The organism is Kribbella ginsengisoli (genome assembly GCF_039537185.1).
In the GTDB taxonomy this organism is placed as follows: Bacteria; Actinomycetota; Actinomycetes; order Propionibacteriales; family Kribbellaceae; genus Kribbella; species Kribbella koreensis.
Genome location: NZ_BAABAA010000030.1, coordinates 1 through 18,378, shown reverse-complemented (window position 1 = coordinate 18,378; position 18,378 = coordinate 1). Strand labels below are relative to the sequence as shown.

The window sequence follows — 18,378 nt, the reverse complement described above, 5'->3', positions numbered from 1 at the left end:
TTCCCCACCTTGATGTGTTGATGCTTCACTGTGAAGATGGACGAATTAGAGGCGTTTCTGCAGGAGGTCTTGCCGCGGCATCTGATGGCGCTCGACGCCTTCCATTGCGGCGACCCTGAACTCTGGCGCGATCACTGGCTCAAGGACGACTCCGTGACCCTTTTCGGTGGACTCCTACTACCCACAAGGAGAGGCTGGTCAGATGTTCGTCAAGCGTTCGAGAGCGTCTCGGCCCGCTTCTGCGAGGGCGGTGGTGCGCAACTCGACGTGATGGCCGCATCAGTGAGCGGATCCCTTGCCTACCTTGCCGCACACGAAACCTATTACGGATCGTTCGACGGCGGCCCCATCGTCTCGAGCATGCTGCGCATTACACAGATCTACCGCAGAGACGAGGGGGCATGGAAGCTCGCGCACCGGCACGCCGACCCTCCCCCGACCGAAGCACGATAGCCCCGTCACCCAGAAGACCTCGTAGGTGCTGACCGATCCTCACAAAAGGCCCTGATTGTCCGAGTGAGAATTCAGCTGCATTTCAGTTCGCCTTCAGCACAACACAATACGTTAACTTTAGAAGTAGGGTCACCTGTCGTTGTAGCGTTCCATGACGTTCATAGCGTCCTCAAGATGCGGTCGCACACATGACTGCAGGGTCATTGTCCATTCTCTGGGCATCCGGCTGTGGGCACATCTCCATTGAAGGGAGGTGTATCGATGATGGAAGCGACCAAACTGGAAATTCAGCTGAGCCGCAAGGTTCTGGTGACGAAGGCACATGCCTTCACGTCCCCGACCATCTCTTGGCTGCGGTAGCTCAGACGAAACGCAGGCAGGCGTGTGGGTGTCATCGTGCGCTTGCCTGCGTCTCGAATCGTGCGCGGTATTGATTCCTTTCATACAGGAGCTGCCATGGATTGGGCAGGTGGTGTTTCGATAGTCCCGCAGCCGACCGGGCGACTTATCCATACTCCTGCTGAGGAGTACTTCACCGTGAGGGGCTCGGGGGACTTGGTGCCCGACTCGTTTGCCGCTTTCGCAGACGACGGCCTCGTGGCGACTAGTCTGTCGAGTGGAACAGTTGGCCTGCTCGGCGACGGGCTCGTCGCCGACGAGCTCGGCCGTATCCTTCGTGCTGCTGACTTAGCAGTGAAGGTCGTCGACGAACCTTCGCGTGACTTGGCAGTATTGGTTGCGACGTCGCGCTGGCTGCCCGACACTGCATGGACCGTGTTGGATGAGCGGTGCCGGGGCATAGCGCTCCCTTGGCATCGCTGCTACGCGGAGGGCCGGCGATGGTACCTGGGACCGTTCACGACTGGCTCAGACGCTCCTGGCTATCTCGATACCCGACTCCGCCGAATCGCCGCAAGTCCTTGGCCAGACGAACTGCTGGCGTACTGGCGTTGGCTTGACGGCGGAGGGACGCCAAGCAGTGATTGCCTGAGCGAGCTGGCTGCCACCACCGCCGCCGCCTTGCTCGCGGCCGATCTCATCATCTGGTTCGGCGGGAAGCGACCACCTGGACGAGGCTTTCAGTGCGGCTACGACCCATTGACAGGTGAGCTTCGTCGCCACCCGGTTCTGCCGATTCCATCTGGCCTGATGCGAGATCAGCCATGAGGGCATCTTGCCAGTGGCGTCCGGCACACGAGCATGTACGGGATCGCGAGTACCTTGAGGGGACGCTGTGAATCCGCTCGTTGACGATCGGACCGGGATCGTCACGCGACTTAGCCGGACGGCGCCAGAGCCCTGGTGGCCAAGAGGTCTGGAGGTGTGGTCAACTCATCTCGCGGACCTCAGCCTTCACCTTCCATGGCCGATCGATCGAGTCTCTACAGGGACAGCCTTCAACGATGCTGAGCGTGCTCAGCAAAGTGCACTGGGCGAGGCCGTCGAACGCTACTGCGGCAATTTCGTTCCCTCAACTTTACGTCGCGCCGCGTACTCCAAGGCTGGACAGGACGCGCTTGCCCCATCCACCTTCGCTCTCTATTCGCAGAACCAGTATGCCGAGACTGGCTGTCCCTTCCTCCCGTTCACTCACGATCTTCCTGTGTTGTGGGCGCAGGGGACCTGCCTGCGAGATAGCTCCGACGCGTCGATCCCTGCATCGCTGGTCTATCTCAACTACCACAGCGGGCCGAGGCAGATGGAACCCATCACCAACTTCGTCATGCTCGCCGGTATCGCGGCCGGCCAGACCCCGCGCGCTGCGTTGACAGCGAGCATGGAGGAAATCATCGAGCGGGACGCAACCGTCATTTGGTGGGCCAACCGGTTGCCGACTCGGCCGATCGACCCTGCGGATCCGCAACTGGCAGGTGCCTTGATCCCCGCACCGGAGCTTGGAACAGGGTGGGCCTACGGAGCGGGAGCCTCAAGGATCTGCCGATACCGGCTCCTGTCGATCCCGACCGTATTCGACGTGACCGTCTCTGGTGTCCTATTGGAGGACACGGACAACCGCATCTTGATGATGGGCTTCGCGGCGCGGCCGGACCCGGCCACGGCGGTGCTGAAGGCTTTGGCTGAGGCCGTAACGCTGCGATATTACGCGCTCGGCCTTCTGAACCCTGACGGGGATATCTGGGTTGCGGCGCGCGAAGGAGTCATCCCGATTGACTTCTACAAGCCGTTCCGCTCCGATCGCCGCTACATCGATGCGTACCGCGCCGACTTTCGCGATGTGGCTGACCTCGGTTGCCACAGCCAGATCTGGCTGGATCCACGCATGCGCAGATATCTTGAGCCTGTGCTGGGCGTAGGCGATCCCATCACGCTCGATCAGCTTCCACGGATCACGGGTGATCCATTCGATGCATACCTAGAACGCTTCAACGGCCAGGGCATTGAAGCATATGGCGTGGATGTCACGACACCTGACGTTGCTGAGGCGGGCCTGTCCGTAGCCCGCGTCATTGCTCCAGGGACATATTCGAATGCGCCGGCAGCGTTTCCGCTCCTAGGTGGAAGCCGACTGTACACCGACCCGGTGAAGCTCGGCCTGCGCGACCGGCCTATCCGCGAGGAAGACGTGAACGTCGCGCCGCTTCCACATACCTGAAACGCGATCGAGCGAACAGCCTACTTCGTGGCATTGGCCGCCGGGGCACACAGCCGCCTAATCGAACTAGGCGTGAGTTCTGACTGGCGAACGACGACGCCGTAGGCTCGAAGGGCATCGTCGATGGCGTTGGCAATCGCGGCCGGTGCCATGATGGTTCCGATCTGACCGACACCGCGGCTCCCGCCAGGCATCGTTGACGGTGCGCCCATAGCGATGGCCCTGACTCGAGGAATGTCTGGCATTCTTGCGACCGAGTAGTCGTCAAGTGCGGCTGGCCGGCCATCACGGTATCGCTGTACCTCGAAGAGAACCGCACTGATTCCTTGCGCAAAGGAACCTTGGATCTGCCCTTGTACCGCAAGCCGGTCAACTACATTCCCGCAGTCGTACACAACGACGATGTCGGTGACATGGACGGTTCCGCTGACCGGATCGACCCGAACACGGGCAACAGTTGCCTGCGATGCGTAGGTCGCGCCAGGGTTGATGCGGCCGTTGGCACTCGGGAACGGATCGGCATTCCGGGCGTGAAAGGAACCGACGCTGGTGAGGCCAGGAGGCACTCCCTCGGGTAGTCGGAACGGGAAGAGGTAGGCGATCTCTGCAATCTCCCTCAACATGATGCCTCGACCATCGTCTGATCGGCAGCTGCCTTCCCGCAGGGTCATCGACTCGATCGGGGTCATGAGTTCGTGGGCGGCAATAGCCAGGAGTTTGGTTCTCAACTGACGAGCGGCGTCCCTGAGCGCGGCACCTGTCAGTACGAGGGACCTGCTCGCGAGCGTGCCAAGACCGATCGGTAGGGCATCGGTGTCGCCGTCTCGAATCACCACGGCCGCAGGGTCCACGGTGAGCTCTTCGGCAATGATACGGGCATATGCAGAAGCGCTGCCTTGACCGATGTCCTTCGTTCCCACAGCCGCCACAACATGGCCGTCAGCCTGCATCGTCACCTGGACCATCTCGTACGCACCCCAGCGGCCGGCGAAGGAGTGGAGGTCCGGCGCAGTCGGTTCGACAAAACAAGAGAATCCGATACCGGAGCAAACTCCAGCATCGCCGTCTCGATCCGTCTCCATCAGTTCGCTGGCCGCGAGTATCGCTCGTTCGAACTGAGCCCGAACGCTGCCGACGTCGTAAGCCGATCCGGTCGGCGAGAGAAACGGTCGAGGCTGATCGGGGATGAGATTGATCCTACGGATGTCGACCGGTGACTTGCCGATGCGTCGGGCTATCAGATCGAGCGTCCGTTCCATGGTGAAGAGCGCCTGTGGCTGACCGAATCCTCGGAAGCCGCCAACCGGAACGGTGTTCGTCGCAACCGCTTTGACCTGGTAGGAGTAAGCTGGCACAGCATACGCACCCGGCAAACTCGAAGCAGTCACGATCGCCGGACCAACTCCGCTGAAATACAGAACTGGGTCGCCGACGTCAGCCAAGATACCTAGCTGGAGCGCGGTGATCCGACCATCCGCGTCATATCCCGCGCGCACTTCATGGTATTGCCGACGGGCATGGATACTGTTCTCTACAGTCTCATCGAGGCCGCGGATCCAGCGCACCGGACAGGAGACGATCAGAGGAAGTGCGGCGACGAGCAGCTCCTCTCGAACAACATGCTGTTTGAGCCCGAACCCTCCGCCGACGTCGGGAACGACGACTCGAATATCTGCGAGGCGCATTCCGGTGATGTCGGCCAGCACCGTCTGAAGCTGCGAGGCAAACTGGGTCGACGCGTGGACAATGAGACGCCCGGACGGCTCAACAAAAGCACAGATTCCGTTGCCCTCCAACGGGAAGCCACACATCCGATGGTGTTCGAACCGCTCATGCACGACGCCGGCGGACGCCCTCAAACGGGCTTCGACGTCTCCGTGCTCGTAGTCCAGTGACGCGAAAATATTGGTGCCCCACTCCTCGAAGAGGAGCGGAGCATCTGGGGCTGACGCCATTTGAGCGTCTTCCACCGACGCTAGTTCTTCATAGGTCGCATGAACGAGCTCGGCTGCATCCACGGCCAGATACGGGTCGTCCGCGACGACGACAGCTATCGGATCGCCGATGTACCGGACCTTGTCCGTCGCGAGTAGTGACCAAGTCAGTGGCTGGAACGGCGGCGTCGGCAACCGATGGGACATGGGGCATAGTCGGTGAGCGAGGTCTGCGCCCGTCAGGACGGCGTGCACTCCCGGCATTGCACGCGCCGTCGCGATGTCGACCTGGAGGATCCGACCATGAGCGCATTTGCTACGGGCGAAGGCCACATGTTTGAGACCTGAGATTTTGATATCGGGTAGGTACGTTCCCGCGCCGTTGAGAAATCTATCCGCACTTTGGCGCCATAGGGGAAAGCTCATGGTCAATCCTTAGGGTCAGCAGCCTGCGGATCGGCAAAACGCTGCAATGCGTCAAGGATTCCTGTATAGCCGGTACAGCGGCAGATATGACCGGCCATTGCCTGCGCGAGCTCCGCGCGGCTCGGCCGAGGCTCCTCGGACAGGTACGATGCTGCGCCGATCAGAAACCCTGCAGTGCAATACCCACACTGAACGGCGCCGGCCTCCTTCATCGCTTCGCGCAGGCGGTCCAATTCCTCGCGAGTCTGCCAGTGGTGCAGGCCCTTGACGGTGTGCAACCTCCGCCCGTTGGCTTGGATGGCCAACATCAAACATGAGCGGACTGCTTCACCGTCTACGAGGACAGTGCAGGCTCCGCATACTCCCTGTCCGCAGGCGACATGCACGCCTCGGGTATCCAAGCGCTCCCGAAGGACGTGTCCGAGGAGCTCTCGGGGCTCGACCGTGATGGCTACAGTGGATCCGTTCAAATCGAAGGTGACTTCAGTGGGCATCGTCGATTCGCCCCTCCTGGAAGGCACATCGCCACGCCGCTAGTAGCGCGCCTCCGATCGCTACCTCGGCCAATCTCTGGTGGCGGGCACCGGCGCCGGCTGCATGTGCTTCGACCCAAACTTCAGCAGCTCCGCGTGCAATCGGAGAAACCTGTTCGGCCGTGAGGCTGCGAGCACCGACTAGGCCGCTCGCCTCGTCCGACAGAAGTACTGGGACATCCGCGCCACCTACAGCAAGGTCCGCGCCAACACATTGCCCGTCCTGCGAGATGGCAACGCGCGCGGCAGCAACGAGATTTACCCCGTGGCTGTGACGAGTGAACTGCCGGAGAGCCTGTCCCTCCGCAGATGTCACTCGAGGTACCTGGACCGCCAGTATCACCTCGCCCGAGGCGAGCGCCGTTCGATGCCTCCCGACAAAGAACTGCCTCGAACTAATGACTCGATTTCCCTCGATCCCGGCTACTTCAATAACTGCGTTCAGTAGAACTGCGACTGTCGGTAGTTGCGCCCCCGGAGCTGCATGACTGAGACTGCCCCCAAGCGTGCCGCGCCGCCGTACCTCAGGATCACCGATCAGTCGAGCTGCTGCCGAAAGCGCGGGGCACCCCCGAGCAACCTCAGCGCTCACTTCGAGCCAACGGTGCCGTGTCAGGGATCCCAAGCGCACAGACGTGTCAAGGACACTGAACCCTCGCAGTTGCTCGATGGAGTTGATGTCAACCACGAGGCGTGGGCGGACGTGGCGACGATTGAGCATTGGCACAAGGCTCTGCCCACCCGCCAGTACGACATGGTCAGGATGGGTAACGGCCGAGAGTGCCTCAGGCAGATCCTGAGGCGCTAAGTAGTCGAACGGAGCAGGACGCATCTCGCACTCCCACACGCGGCAAACACGACGGGCTCAGGGCTCGATATGACAGCTCGATGCTAAGCATCTGTCCTGAGCCGGACCTGATGCAGAGCTGATGCACGGGCCGCCGACGCCGCAGACCATGAGATGACCGGCCCAGAGGAAAGCCGCCAACTCGGCTGCCTTGGCAAAGCCTTGAAGAGTAGATCCCAGGTCGGCTGATCAGGGTTTGTCATGCCGACCGGGGATCCGTCTCCATCACACATCGGGCGTTACATGCTGGCTAGCTCAAAGAGCTCCCACGAGCTGGGACCACGGCGTCCAGAATTCGCCAACCAGCTTTCTTGCGAAGGTATCTCCTGTGCGGTTCACGCCCACCAGCACGACGCGCCCGACGACGTTAGCTCCAGTTGCCACTGACCGCATGCTGCCATCGATCTGCATGGGCGGCATCCACTGACCCGACTTCGGTGCCGTTTCCATCATCTGCCAGAGCCTGTCGGACCGGTCCGTTCCAAACACCACGATGCGCCCGTCCCCGCCAGTCGAAGCGGCGATCGAGATGAACGACTCTCCGATCTGTCGCCAGCCTTCGATTGTTCCTGGAACAACTTCCTGCTTGTAGAGCACCTTGTCTGAGTCGGTAACCCCGAAGATGTGCATGCGCTGATCTGGCCCCGCCGTCGCCGCGATGCTCCGAACACTGGTGCCGAAGCTCATCCAGTCCCTGAACGCGCCGGAGCCCGCCGCCGTCTCGACTCGCCGATAGGAGCTCGACCACGAGGCGTACCAGGGCCGACTCGTGCCAAACAGGTTGATGCGTCCTCGGTAGTCGCGGATCGCAGCGATCGAATCCATCTGGCCGCTCAGCTGGGTCCACGGCGTCCAATAGGCAACCGATGGGGCAACCTGCTTGCTGCGATAGACATTGCCATCCGCATTGACGCCGTAGAGTTCAATCAGGCCAGCCGAATTCAGCACGGCGGTAATTCCGCGCAGCGAGCCGCTGAGTTGCTGCCACGCACTCCATCCAGTCGTGCCGTCGGCCCCGCTGGTCTGGCGCCACCAAATCCGGTCGGTCTTGTCGACGCCGAACATGTAGAAGGAACTGCCAGTTTGGACGAGCGCAAGTGTCCCCTGCCCATAGATTGGCTGGCCAGCTTGCGCGGCAGACGCTGGGGCAGTACCTGCCCGCACCAACCCCGCAAGCACGAACAGAGCAAACAGTGCCGCAAGTGCAGCGTTCCACTGCCGTCGGGCCGGCCTGCGGCCCGTCGGCATTCGTACGTACCTCACCAAGATCTCCCTTTCAACCATGTTTTTCGCCGGCCGGTGGCCCACGACCGACATCTCCGGCCAGCTGGTTCCAGCTCCGATGGTTGCCCAAGGCGCTGATCTCTCACTGAAGCACCGCAATTGACCAGCAACCAACGATGCTCATGGCCGTCGCCGGCTCCCATGATTCACGCAGCGCCACTGATGGCCCGAGCAGAGTGGCAGGATCGAATCGACCTCGCCTGGCTCCTGCCAGCGTCAGTCGCGGCCGCGCCGGATTTGCGCACCGCAAGGTGTCGCCGCAAGAAGCGAGTTCTGCGGACAGCACAGGTCAGGGACAGTTTGATACCTGTGGCATTCTGAGAAGCATGCCGACTCTCTTTCAGAAGATCATCTTGCGCCTTGTTCCGAAGCGCGCTGAACAGATCGAGCATGACTCGCGCCGCTGGATCATTACGTGCCGAAACTGCGGCTTGGAGCAGTCGTATTGGGAGATCGGAGGGATTAGATATGGCACAAAAGGCAGCGACAGGAGCGTCGGTATGCGTTGCCAGGCCTGCGGCAAACGCAGCATGCATCCTGTGCATTATCGGGCTTGAGTCCGAGCCTGACCATCCGCGGTGAAGCCGGACCACCGGCGCTTCCCGTTGTCCCTCTGCCACTGAAGGCCGGCCCGAGCTACCAGTCCTGCGCTCCGGATGGATTCTTGTTCAGGACAGAGTCAGTATGGCTTCAGCCAAGTCGCTCATCCTTTCATTGCCTAGGGCAGGGAAGGTCAGCTGTGAGGGGTCGTGTCTGGCGGAGACGAGCGGAGGTTGACCGTTCCCTGCCCCAGGCCTCCACCGTCGTACCTCGGGCGATGAAGGCGCACCAGCCTATGGATCCGTCAAAAGGTACCGCCGCAGCGCAGGCGACGGAGTACGGATCCAGGAATCTGTAGCCACGGCGCAGACACACAGATGCCCAGCCTCTCCGAAGGTCTACGCAGATGGCGAGAACCATCATCTGACCGCGCCGACTCTCCGCCCTGACACGTTCGGGTGCAACGAGCACCAAGCCGGTCGACGGGACCCGGTATGCCCATTAGTTGTCTTGCTGGGACTCTGCTCACGGAGTTGGCGAGCGATGAGATCGGGCGCGATCAACGCTGGCAACTGTTGTCGGTGGGCGACAACACGCGGCCGCGCCGATAGAGCCCCGGAGCAGTGCCGGTTGCTAGTTGTTATCTGAAAGTCTTGCTGATACGGCCCGCCGGCGCGGAGCCCATCGCCGAGCGACCTCAAGAAACAGACTGTTCGCGGGGCGCTCGCCAATTGATACCCGAACTCCCTCGCCGGCAAATTCCCGGACGCTGATGCCCTCCGACTTGACCGCTGCGGCAAACGCACCTGCCCGCTCCCCAAGTGGCAGCCAGACAAAGTTGGCCTGACTATCGGGTACCTCCCAGCCGGCAGCGCGGAGCTCCGAGAGAACCCTGACACGTTCTGCGACCAGCATTTCCACTCGTTCCAACAAGGCCGCTTCCGCTGCTAGCGACGCGATGGCGGCCTCCTGTGCGATGTGGCTGACAGCGAACGGCGTCGTGCACTTACGCACGGCCGAGATGACTTCATTCGATCCGATCGCCATCCCGACCCTTAGGCCGGCCAGCCCGTACGCTTTCGAGAAGGTGCGCAGTACCACGACATTCGGATGTAGCCGGTAGAGGGCTGGATCGTCGATGGATTCCGGATCTCGGACGAACTCGCGGTAAGCCTCGTCGACGACAACGATGACGGCCGGAGGTACCTTCCGCAGAAAGGAAGCCAAGTCGTCCGTACTCATCGAGGCGCCTGTCGGGTTGTTCGGTGAGCACACGATGATCACCTTGGTTCGCTCCGTCACCGACGCAGCCATCGCATCCAGATCGTGCTTACCATCGGTAATAAGTGGCACCTCCACTGCCGTTGCTCCGGCGAGCTTCACCGATATCGGATATGCCTCGAAGGATCGCCAGGCGTACACCACCTCATCACCGCTGTCGCATGTGGCCTGCAGAACGTGTTGCAGCAATGCTAGGGAGCCGCTCGACACGGCGATGCAGTCCACCGATACGGCGAACCTTGCCGACAACGCGTCGAGCAGCGCGCTGGACACCATGTCGGGATAACGGTTGATCCTGGCGGCCGCATCGATCGCTGCGTCAAGCACGCCCGGGAGTGGTGGATACGGATTCTCGTTACTCGACAGCTTGTATGCCGGACCACCATCGGGCCGCAGCGGCGGCTCACCCGGACGATAGTCTGGAATGTCGTCGAGAGCCGGGCGGAATCGGGGCATCAGTGCACTCCTTCTGGCGCAGAGGCTCTGAGTAGGCCGGCGTTGCGGCCAGCTGTTGGCGCCGGCGGCAACGGATCGATACGTACGTCGACCACGACGGGCCCGCCGACGTCGACGGCCGATCGGAGGGCTAGCGACAGATCCTCCGCGCGGTCGACCAGGAGACCACGTGCCCCGAGCGCAATTGCTGCTGCCGCGAAGTCCGTCTCTGGCATGGAGCAGTCAACATTAGTCAGGCCGAGTACCTCAGCTCCCTGCTCGCACATGTTGTAGCGCGCGTCGTTCAGGACTACCCAAATCGCCGGGGCTGCCCGATGCACCGCTGTACTGATCTCGTTGTTCATCAGCATCGAGCCGTCCCCCACGATTGCGGCCCACGTCCTAGATGTGGCTAGCGCTGCACCGACAACGCCCGCGGCGAAATGCCCCATCGCACCGACAAGCCCGGAGGGAGCCCGCCATTGCGTTGGATCACTGATGCGGAGTCCGTTGACAGCCCATGCCAGCCCGTTGCCGGTCTCGGCCATCACCGGTACACCGCGATCCACCAGAACGGTCTGAATCACCTCTATGAGGTAGCGCGGATCGACCAATCGGCCGGCCGACCGGGCCTGCTTCTGCTCGAACGGCGACGCGATCGCGCCGGCGACTCGCGATACAGCCTGATCGTCTTCGATGAGCCGTGCGAGCTCTTCGCAAAATGCGCCGAGTTCCGCCACCACCGGCACTGTGGCGATGGTCGGATACGCCGCACGAAGCACGGAGTTGTCGAGATCGACGTGGATGAACGCAGTCTGGGGTGCGTAACCGACGTGGTATCCGGAGGCGAAGTCGCCCATTCCAGTACCCAGGACGAGCATGTACTCGGGTCGGCTGTGTTGGAGAAACTCGAGTACCGAGGAATGGCCCGCGAATCCTGTCACGCCCAGGTAGTGAGGGTCAGTCTCGGCGACGACGCCCTTCCCCCTGGGGGTGGCCATGGTCGGAACCCCAGCGAGGTCCACCAGCCTGCGCACCGGTCTGGCGCTCGCACGAGCCCCGCCTCCGACCCAGATCGCCCAGGACTTGTCACGAAGTAGGCTGTACACCTCATGAGCCTGACCAGGCAAGGCCACTTCGGCATCGTGCGGACCAGGTGTCACCGGCGATACGCTGTCTCCTGCCGGAGCCTGCAGACGCTGTACAGACAGAGACAAACTGATGTGGGCCACGAAGCCAGTCGGCCTGGTAGCCAAGGCATCCAGCTCGGCCAAGGCATCCAAGACCTGCTCGGGCCGCGACACCATTGTCGCGTAGTCGAACCACGCTCCGCTGGTAAAGATCCCCTCCTGAGGAAAAGTCCGAGGCCCAGTCTCTTGGATCGAGTGGCGGCCTTGCATTGCCGCGTCCGTATGCGCACTCACCAGGACGACTCTTGCCGCTTCATGCCTTGCCGCATAGATCCCGGTCAGTACGTTGGTGAGGCCAGGTCCGCTCGTCACGAAGACCACGACAGGCTCGCCGGTCGCGATACTAGCCTCGCAGGCCGCGAACGCCGCTCCGCTCTCCTGGCGGAAATGCGTGACGTCAACGCCGGCTGCCCCGAGGGCTGACCAGAAGAAGGAGATGGCGCCTCCCGAAACACCGAACGCATGCCGCACTCCACGTTCCTTGAGGGAGTTGGCCAGCAACTCTGCTGCAGTGTGCATCATTGATCCATTTCATTCGATAGCCGGACGGCGCTGCGCACCGCTCGGAACTCAGTCGGTAACGCAGCTAGTTGACTGGGCGATAACTCGGACCATGCGCGAACGACGCTCCGTTCCCGACGCCGGCCTCAAGGAATCTCTTGGTTCGCACGAGTTCGGCGTCGTACAGATCGCCAGTTCGCCGTCCCGATCCGATCTCCGCTGCTGTCACTCGATGCAGGACCACGCCGGTCGCGTCCGGCTGCCCGAAGGCGAAAGATGTCGGAATCACCAGAAACGGGGCTCGAACGGTCTGCCCGGTCTCCACGATTCGGGTCTCGTGCTCCACCAGGTGATAGTCCTGCAGATCCCGCACGCCGATCCGGACGGAGATCGGCCGGCCATATTCGTCCCGCGACTCCTGATCGTCGTGATGAGAAGGGAAACTCCACTCGGTGAGGTTCGACCGAGCAGCCAAGTAACTGACGACGGACGCGGCCGGGGCATCCACATAGAGCGTGTGGGACCTCAGCTCGATCGTGCTCTCGACCGGCTCGTGGTGACCCGCGCGACGCTCTAGCGCAGCCTTCAGCGAGTGCCGCTCGCCCCTGCGTACAGAGGGCAGCAACTCCAGAATCGGCGCCGACCGGGCAGGATCGACGAAACTGATCCAGTGGCAATAAACGCCAGCTTGCTGACTGCCGAAATAGCCGGCCGGGAACAGAACCATAGGATAGAAATGGTTCCACCGACCGTGCTCGCTCCCGCAGAACCACTCGACTACCTGAACGTCGACGACGTCCTGATACCGAGACTGACAGTAGAAGCCATCTTGGTACGGTCCCACCGAACCACGCCAAGTGACATCATCGACCCGCTCGGCCATTGCGGTGTCCAGGGCGAACGCGCCCAGGTTGTCTCCGTTGCGCAAGAAGTTCGCGGCCTCGAGCGGTGGAACGTCGATGTAGACCGAGCACGCGAAGGTGTTCGCCTCCATGGACGAGGATTGCCTCACTGTCCGGTTCCTTCCAAATGGATACTCATGAGCTCCCCGGACAGCTTTGCGTTCAGCCTGCACAGGACCTCATCCGTGAATGCGCTGGTCGTTCCAGTGCCGCCCACGTCCGGCGTCGCGGCCCGGGTGCCGACAGCCTCCGACAAGCTGCTGTGCAAGGTGTTCGCGACCGTCTCCAGGCCAAAATGCCTCAGGAGAAGCACGACACACATCAACGCGCCATACGGGTTCGCGGCACCTGTACCGGCGATGTCCGGAGCACTCCCGTGCACTGGCTCGAACAGCCCGAATCCGGTCTCCGGATTGATGCTCGCGCTAGCCGCGAGCCCGAGCCCACCCATTAGCGCCGCACCTATGTCGCTGACAATGTCACCGAAGAGATTCGATGTGACGACACCTTCATAGCGCGTAGGATCGCGGATCAGGTGGTAGCAGAAGGCATCGACATACTCCTCGGTGCCCTCCAACCCGGGGAGCCTGCCGAGCTCGCGCCTGAAGACGTCCTGCCACAATCCACCCGTGTTTGGCACGGCGTTGGACTTGTGAACCAGTGTGACCCTGGCACGTCCTCTGCGTCGGAGATCCGCCAGGCAGTACTGCATGAATCGCTCCACCGTGTCGCGGGTGTAAACGCACTCGTCGATCGCGACCTGGGCAGTGTTGCCCACACACACAGTTCCCCCGACGCCGACATACAGGCCCTGCGTGTTCTCTCGATAGACATCGAGAGAACCGCCTTGGAGCGGTACTGGGCGATAGTTGACGCACAGATCGAGACCCCGCCGCAGGCCGAGCAGGATGTCGCGTCCGTGCGCCATGTCTGGGATCCGTGGATCACCAAATGCTCCGAGCAGAATCGCGTCGTACTCGTGCCTGAGCACTTCCAGCGATCCTTCTGGCAGTCCTACCGACTCCGCAAGCCACTTGTCGGCACCCCAGTCGAATACATCGCAGCGGATTCCGCCATCCACAACGTCGCCGATCCTCGCAAGGACGCGCAAAGCCGCGGAGATCACCTCCTGGCCGATCCCATCGCCCGGAATGACCGCGATCCTCACGGCGTCTCCTCGTTCCCGAGCATTGCTTCGACCGAGCTCAGTCGACCGGCGATCGCAGTCGCCGCGACGACGTACGGCGACGCGAGGTAGACCTGGCCAGGTCCGGACCGACCTGGAAAGTTCCGGTTCTGTGCGCTGACCGTGACCTCGGTCTCCTTGGTCGAGACGCCCGGTCCTGCGTTGATACAGGCTCCGCATGAAGGCGGCAGGACCTTGACTCCCACCCGCTCGAAGAGCTCGACATAGCCCTTGCTCGTCGCGTAGCTCATCACCGCCTCGCTACCCATCTGGATGTATGCGTGCACCTGTTCCGCAACGCGTAGCCCTCGCTCATCGGCCTTGGCAAACACGCTCGCGTACATATCCATGTCCGCAGCCTTGCCTCCGGTACACGAACCGCCGTACACCGAATCGACCAGCACCGGTTCCTGGACTGCGCCGAGTGGCACTGCATTCCTCGGATCGCCCGGAAGGGCTACCATCGGCTCGATCTGGCCGAGGCGGATCGTGACGATGGCGTCGTAGCAGGCCTCCTTATCGGAACTCCATCCTGCTGAACGATCCGCCTTCCGATCATCGAGACCGCGGCCCTCGACGTATCGATCCGTGATCGTGTCGCGCTCGAAGATCGCTGTTGTGGCGCCGGCCTCGACCGCCATGTTGCAGAGCGTCGCCCGCTCGTCCATCTCGATCGTCGCGCACGCTGGACCGGTGAACAGCAGCACTTTCCCCAGAGTCCTGGTGCCTTGGATCTCTGGGTGTGCAAGCAGGGCGAGCATCAGGTCCTTGGCGCATACACCCTGTTGGAGCTGTCCCTGGAGGTTGATCTTGATCACCGGCGGGATCTTGACCAGGACTTCTCGGTTGTACCAGGCGTTCGCGATATCAGTGGCTCCAACGCCGAACGCAAAGGAGCCCACTGAGCCGCTAGTGCAGGTGTGGCTGTCGGTGCCGATGATGATGTCGCCCGGCAGCGCGACGTTCTCGACGATGTAGTTGTGGCAGATCGCACGGCTGCCGCCGGCAACCGCCGGACCGACGAAGTGCCCGCCGGCCATCGCGGCGAACTCCTCCTGCCTGGAGTTGAGCAGTTCGACCCGCTCGATGAGAGCAGGTCCGCCGCTGCGTCCTTCGAGCACCGAAGGAGCGAGCGAGAGATGATCCTGGAAGAAGTAGCAGGACTCCGGCTGTGCCAAAGCCGCCTCCGCGCCGAATTCACGAAGAAACATCTCTGCGGCCATCGGCGTCACGTACTCGTGCGAGAAACGGACGTCGACGTCTACGAAGTACGACTCGCCGACCCGGATAGAGGCGCCATTAGGGAGCTCGTTGCGGGGCGACAGGTGAGCCTGAAGGATCTTCTCCACGCTGTTCAGCGGACGAAGGCCATCGAACCGCCGAGCCGTCGGCCTACCGCCTGTCGACCGGTTGAAGCTGAAAAGGCCTCCGCTGTGAATGACCTCCCGCTCGACGTCGTTGCGACCCAGAGTGAAGGCCTCGAGTGTTACCTCGTCACCGGCCAGCAATGCGTCCAGCAGCGTGAAGTCATCGGAGGTGATGATGCCGACGTTCCGGCAGTTGGCCTCGTAGATGCGCTCGAAGGATTTGGCGAACACGATCTCTACGCCCGCGTACTTCTCCGCATAGACCGCGTGCTCGCGTGACGAGCCGCAGCCCTTCGCCTCTCCGCTGACAATGATCTGCGGGGCGAACGACCGAACAGCACCTTCCTCGACAACCTTGCCCCGCAGACCCAGGTAGGCATAGTCGCCGAGCCGTTCGTCATACACGTAGCAACAGCGTCCGGGGATGATCTCGTCCGTCGAGATATTCCCCAACAGGGGCATGTTCACGAGGTCCTCCACCCGCGGCCGGTTGCCGTTGCCGAGTTGTGCGGCAACGACGCTCGTGTCCTGGGTCAGCACAAGAACATTCCCCCGAAGGCGTATGCCGTGAGACGTCCCACCTGCTTCATCGGGCATTGTCAAGAGCCTGCCTAACTTCTTCGTCGTTCATCGGATGCCGTTGCGACTTGGCCGCGGTCAGGACTTGCCGAATAGCCGCGTCATCCGCCTGCAGACCGCGCACCGCGAGCCAGTACTTGACGTTGCTTGCGCCGGCCGACGAGTCGATGACCACCTCCTGCTCCCGGCCGAGCAGCCGGGCCGGAATGCTCGAGTAGACGCTGTCCTTCGCTTCCTCGTCCTGCTTCTCGTGCGCCTTGAGGATCGCGGCCGCATGGATACCGGCACTCGTCTTGAAAACGTCGCGCCCCAAGGCTGGGTAGTTACTCGGCACATCGAACCTCAGCACTTCAGAGGCATAGGTGCCGTACTCGGACAATGCCTGCAAGTCGTACTGCCTGCCGCCGTCCAACCAGCTGTTCACGATCAGCTGGTCAATCGCCGTGTTGCCCGCGCGCTCGCCGACTCCGAGGATCGTTCCGTGCACGCGATCGCAACCCGCAGCCAACGCCGCCATCGAGTTCGCCAGCGCAAGCCCTCGATCATTGTGGCCGTGCCAATCCAACGCAACCGCGTGATCCCTGCTCGTGAAGTACTCAGCGGTCCAGCGAATCAGGTCCGCAGCCGCGGCGGGTGCTGCGGCGCCGACTGTGTCGCAAAGCGCAAGCCTGCCAACGCCGATATCGAGGGCGACGGCGAATATCGCTGAAAGGACCTCCCGGGTACAGCGAACCGCGTCCTCGAGTACCAGCACGAACTCGGCCCCACCCCGTTGGCACTCTCGGCCAGCGGCACGGATTGTGCGCATGATGAAGTCGGCGTCCCACTCTTCCACGTATTGCCTGATCGGGCTGACCCCAATGAAGATGTAGGCGTCAACCGGCCGCCCGCTACGCTGCGCAATCTCGCATATCGCACGGACGTCCGTTGGGTGCGTCCGCCCCGCGAAACACACCGCCATGTCCGGGGCCGCAGAAGCCGCCATCTCATGACATTCACTCAACGCCGCCGGACTCGACCCCGGATAGCCGAGGTCGGCCGCTCGGATCCCCGTGCGATGAATAAGCTCCATCAGCTCGATCTTCTGGTCGACCGTCGGGGTAGCTACCCCCGGAGCTTGGATACCATCCCGCAGGGTCTCATCAAAGAATGTAACAGAGGAAATGGATTGCATTCGCGACCCATACCGATCAGTCAACATTTCCTGCCTCAAATCATACAATAAGAAAAATTCTGCAGTCCCACGAATTTCCGCCAGTTCAGCGCGCGGCCACCGCCGGATCTCTGCCGCATCAACGCGACCGTAGAATGATCCGGCGGTGACCGCACTGCATCCCACTCCAGAATTACTAGAGATTGTTGTGCTCGGGGGAGAGATGCAGTCCGCACCCCGCGTGATCACAGGAAATTGAATCTCCCGGTCTCCCGCCCATCTTTTCGAGGCGAATTCGATACCCCTCAGCGAAGGCCCAGTTCTGTAGTGCCGGGTAGTCACGCCACATGATGATCAGACCAAGTATGTTGATTGCAGCACCGGCCGCGCCTACTGCGTTGACACTCCTAGGTCGCACTCCGGACGGCTCCATTGCCTCGCTCGCCACAGGAGCCAACGTGCCCCCAGCAGCCGCGCCTGAGCGAGTGAAGTCAACCTCAATCTGGGTGTACTGACCTCGAACACCGACTCTCTTAGTTACGGTCGCCGTATCGAAGTTCCAGTCCTGCGCCCTTCTGCCCGACCAGGTGTGATTCAACGCAGCACTCTCTTCACTCAGTCCAGGATTATCAAGTAGCGCCTTATTGAATTCATCAAGATTCGTCGGCATTGACGTCACCCACTTGGCGTGGACTGTCTTGACATTTTCCCCGAAGACCGTCATCGCTGCGTTGTACATTTCGGTGCCTCTAGGTGTCACACCCTGAACCGCCTCAACTTCGAGGTGCACAACACCGTCGGGGCTCATGTCAGCCCTGATTCCGGCCCCATCCCTGAATAGGTCCACATAGAAGCCACCCTCAGTTGGAGCGACCCTGTAGGAGGACATTCGACCTGGAGCAGTCAGCGGCAGGGCCTTGGCGGTTGAACCGCCGCCTGCGGCGATTGGTGTGCGGCCGTTGGCGCTGGCGCTGCCGCCGCCAGCTGCGACGAGGTTTCGTGGGCCTGCTGCGATGGGCTTGCGGGGGTTGCGTCCGTCGGGGTCGGTGTAGTTGATGGGGTTGGCGTTGGCGTAGAGGTAGGTGGAGAGGCTGGTGGTGTTGGTGGCTGTGCTGGGTAGTGCGGGGTCGGTGGATTGCCAGGTGGTGAGGCG

General features: G+C 62.0%; 13 protein-coding genes and 1 pseudogene. 2 read left to right on the top strand and 12 right to left on the bottom strand.

Annotation, left to right across the window (positions count from 1 at the left end):
• Positions 1-36: 36 nt before the first annotated feature.
• Together ABD768_RS42535 and ABD768_RS42530 are read left to right on the top strand one after the other, a co-directional pair.
• Positions 37-453: a YybH family protein gene (locus ABD768_RS42535; RefSeq protein WP_344850613.1), complete on the top strand. Its 417-nt coding sequence runs from the start codon at positions 37-39 to the stop codon at positions 451-453.
• Positions 454-1,687: 1,234 nt separating this feature from the next.
• On the top strand, positions 1,688-3,067 hold the full coding sequence (locus tag ABD768_RS42530) for a YcaO-like family protein (RefSeq protein ID WP_344850612.1): 1,380 nt from the start codon (positions 1,688-1,690) through the stop codon (positions 3,065-3,067).
• A gap of 20 nt (positions 3,068-3,087) precedes the next feature.
• On the opposite strand, the gene ABD768_RS42525 is transcribed toward ABD768_RS42530, so the two are convergent.
• The 12 genes and pseudogenes from ABD768_RS42525 to ABD768_RS42480 all read right to left on the bottom strand — a co-directional run.
• Positions 3,088-5,427 carry a xanthine dehydrogenase family protein molybdopterin-binding subunit gene (locus ABD768_RS42525; protein ID WP_344850610.1) on the bottom strand — a complete coding sequence of 780 codons (2,340 nt, stop codon included), beginning with the start codon at positions 5,425-5,427 and terminating at the stop codon, positions 3,088-3,090.
• Between the two features lie 2 nt (positions 5,428-5,429).
• A complete protein-coding gene (locus tag ABD768_RS42520) occupies positions 5,430-5,735 on the bottom strand; it encodes a (2Fe-2S)-binding protein (RefSeq protein WP_344850608.1) in 306 nt (101 codons plus the stop codon).
• 15 nt (positions 5,736-5,750) lie between these two features.
• A pseudogene (locus tag ABD768_RS43260) lies at positions 5,751-5,921 on the bottom strand (2Fe-2S iron-sulfur cluster-binding protein); the annotation flags it as partial.
• Positions 5,911-6,792, bottom strand: coding sequence for an FAD binding domain-containing protein (locus tag ABD768_RS43255; RefSeq protein ID WP_425558483.1), 882 nt, complete (start codon positions 6,790-6,792; stop codon positions 5,911-5,913). The gene ABD768_RS43255 and the pseudogene ABD768_RS43260, both read right to left, overlap by 11 nt.
• Positions 6,793-7,062: 270 nt before the next feature.
• Positions 7,063-8,055, bottom strand: a complete 993-nt coding sequence (locus ABD768_RS42515; RefSeq protein ID WP_344850606.1) for a tectonin domain-containing protein — start codon at positions 8,053-8,055, stop codon at positions 7,063-7,065.
• A 1,209-nt stretch (positions 8,056-9,264) separates the two neighbouring features.
• Complete coding sequence (hisC, locus tag ABD768_RS42510; RefSeq protein ID WP_344850604.1) at positions 9,265-10,368, bottom strand: histidinol-phosphate transaminase; 1,104 nt, start codon at positions 10,366-10,368, stop codon at positions 9,265-9,267.
• A complete protein-coding gene (locus tag ABD768_RS42505; RefSeq protein ID WP_344850601.1) occupies positions 10,368-12,056 on the bottom strand; it encodes a thiamine pyrophosphate-binding protein in 1,689 nt (562 codons plus the stop codon). The genes hisC and ABD768_RS42505 overlap by 1 nt, the downstream gene beginning before the upstream one ends.
• 67 nt (positions 12,057-12,123) lie before the next feature.
• Positions 12,124-13,032 carry a hypothetical protein gene (locus ABD768_RS42500; RefSeq protein ID WP_344850600.1) on the bottom strand — a complete coding sequence of 303 codons (909 nt, stop codon included), beginning with the start codon at positions 13,030-13,032 and terminating at the stop codon, positions 12,124-12,126.
• 14 nt (positions 13,033-13,046) lie between these two features.
• Positions 13,047-14,108, bottom strand: coding sequence for an isocitrate/isopropylmalate dehydrogenase family protein (locus tag ABD768_RS42495; protein WP_344850598.1), 1,062 nt, complete (start codon positions 14,106-14,108; stop codon positions 13,047-13,049).
• Positions 14,105-16,033: an aconitase family protein gene (locus ABD768_RS42490; RefSeq protein ID WP_344850596.1), complete on the bottom strand. Its 1,929-nt coding sequence runs from the start codon at positions 16,031-16,033 to the stop codon at positions 14,105-14,107. Before ABD768_RS42490 ends, ABD768_RS42495 begins: the two co-directional genes overlap by 4 nt.
• A gap of 46 nt (positions 16,034-16,079) precedes the next feature.
• Positions 16,080-17,246 (bottom strand): LeuA family protein, encoded by a 1,167-nt coding sequence (locus ABD768_RS42485; protein WP_344850594.1) that lies wholly within the window; start codon positions 17,244-17,246, stop codon positions 16,080-16,082.
• Between the two features lie 175 nt (positions 17,247-17,421).
• Positions 17,422-18,378 (bottom strand): RHS repeat-associated core domain-containing protein (locus tag ABD768_RS42480; protein ID WP_344850592.1); only part of this gene is annotated, 957 nt, incomplete at its 5' end.

Bases quoted from the DNA above. Each gene is read 5' to 3' on its own strand.
- ABD768_RS42535 (WP_344850613.1), top strand. From the start codon at position 37: ATGGACGAATTAGAGGCGTTTCTGCAGGAGGTCTTGCCGCGGCATCTG.
- ABD768_RS42525 (WP_344850610.1), bottom strand. From the start codon at position 5,427: ATGAGCTTTCCCCTATGGCGCCAAAGTGCGGATAGATTTCTCAACGGC.
- ABD768_RS42520 (WP_344850608.1), bottom strand. From the start codon at position 5,735: ATGTTGGCCATCCAAGCCAACGGGCGGAGGTTGCACACCGTCAAGGGC.
- ABD768_RS43255 (WP_425558483.1), bottom strand. From the start codon at position 6,792: ATGCGTCCTGCTCCGTTCGACTACTTAGCGCCTCAGGATCTGCCTGAG.
- ABD768_RS42515 (WP_344850606.1), bottom strand. From the start codon at position 8,055: ATGCCGACGGGCCGCAGGCCGGCCCGACGGCAGTGGAACGCTGCACTT.
- hisC (WP_344850604.1), bottom strand. From the start codon at position 10,368: ATGCCCCGATTCCGCCCGGCTCTCGACGACATTCCAGACTATCGTCCG.
- ABD768_RS42505 (WP_344850601.1), bottom strand. From the start codon at position 12,056: ATGCACACTGCAGCAGAGTTGCTGGCCAACTCCCTCAAGGAACGTGGA.
- ABD768_RS42500 (WP_344850600.1), bottom strand. From the start codon at position 13,032: ATGGAGGCGAACACCTTCGCGTGCTCGGTCTACATCGACGTTCCACCG.
- ABD768_RS42485 (WP_344850594.1), bottom strand. From the start codon at position 17,246: ATGCAATCCATTTCCTCTGTTACATTCTTTGATGAGACCCTGCGGGAT.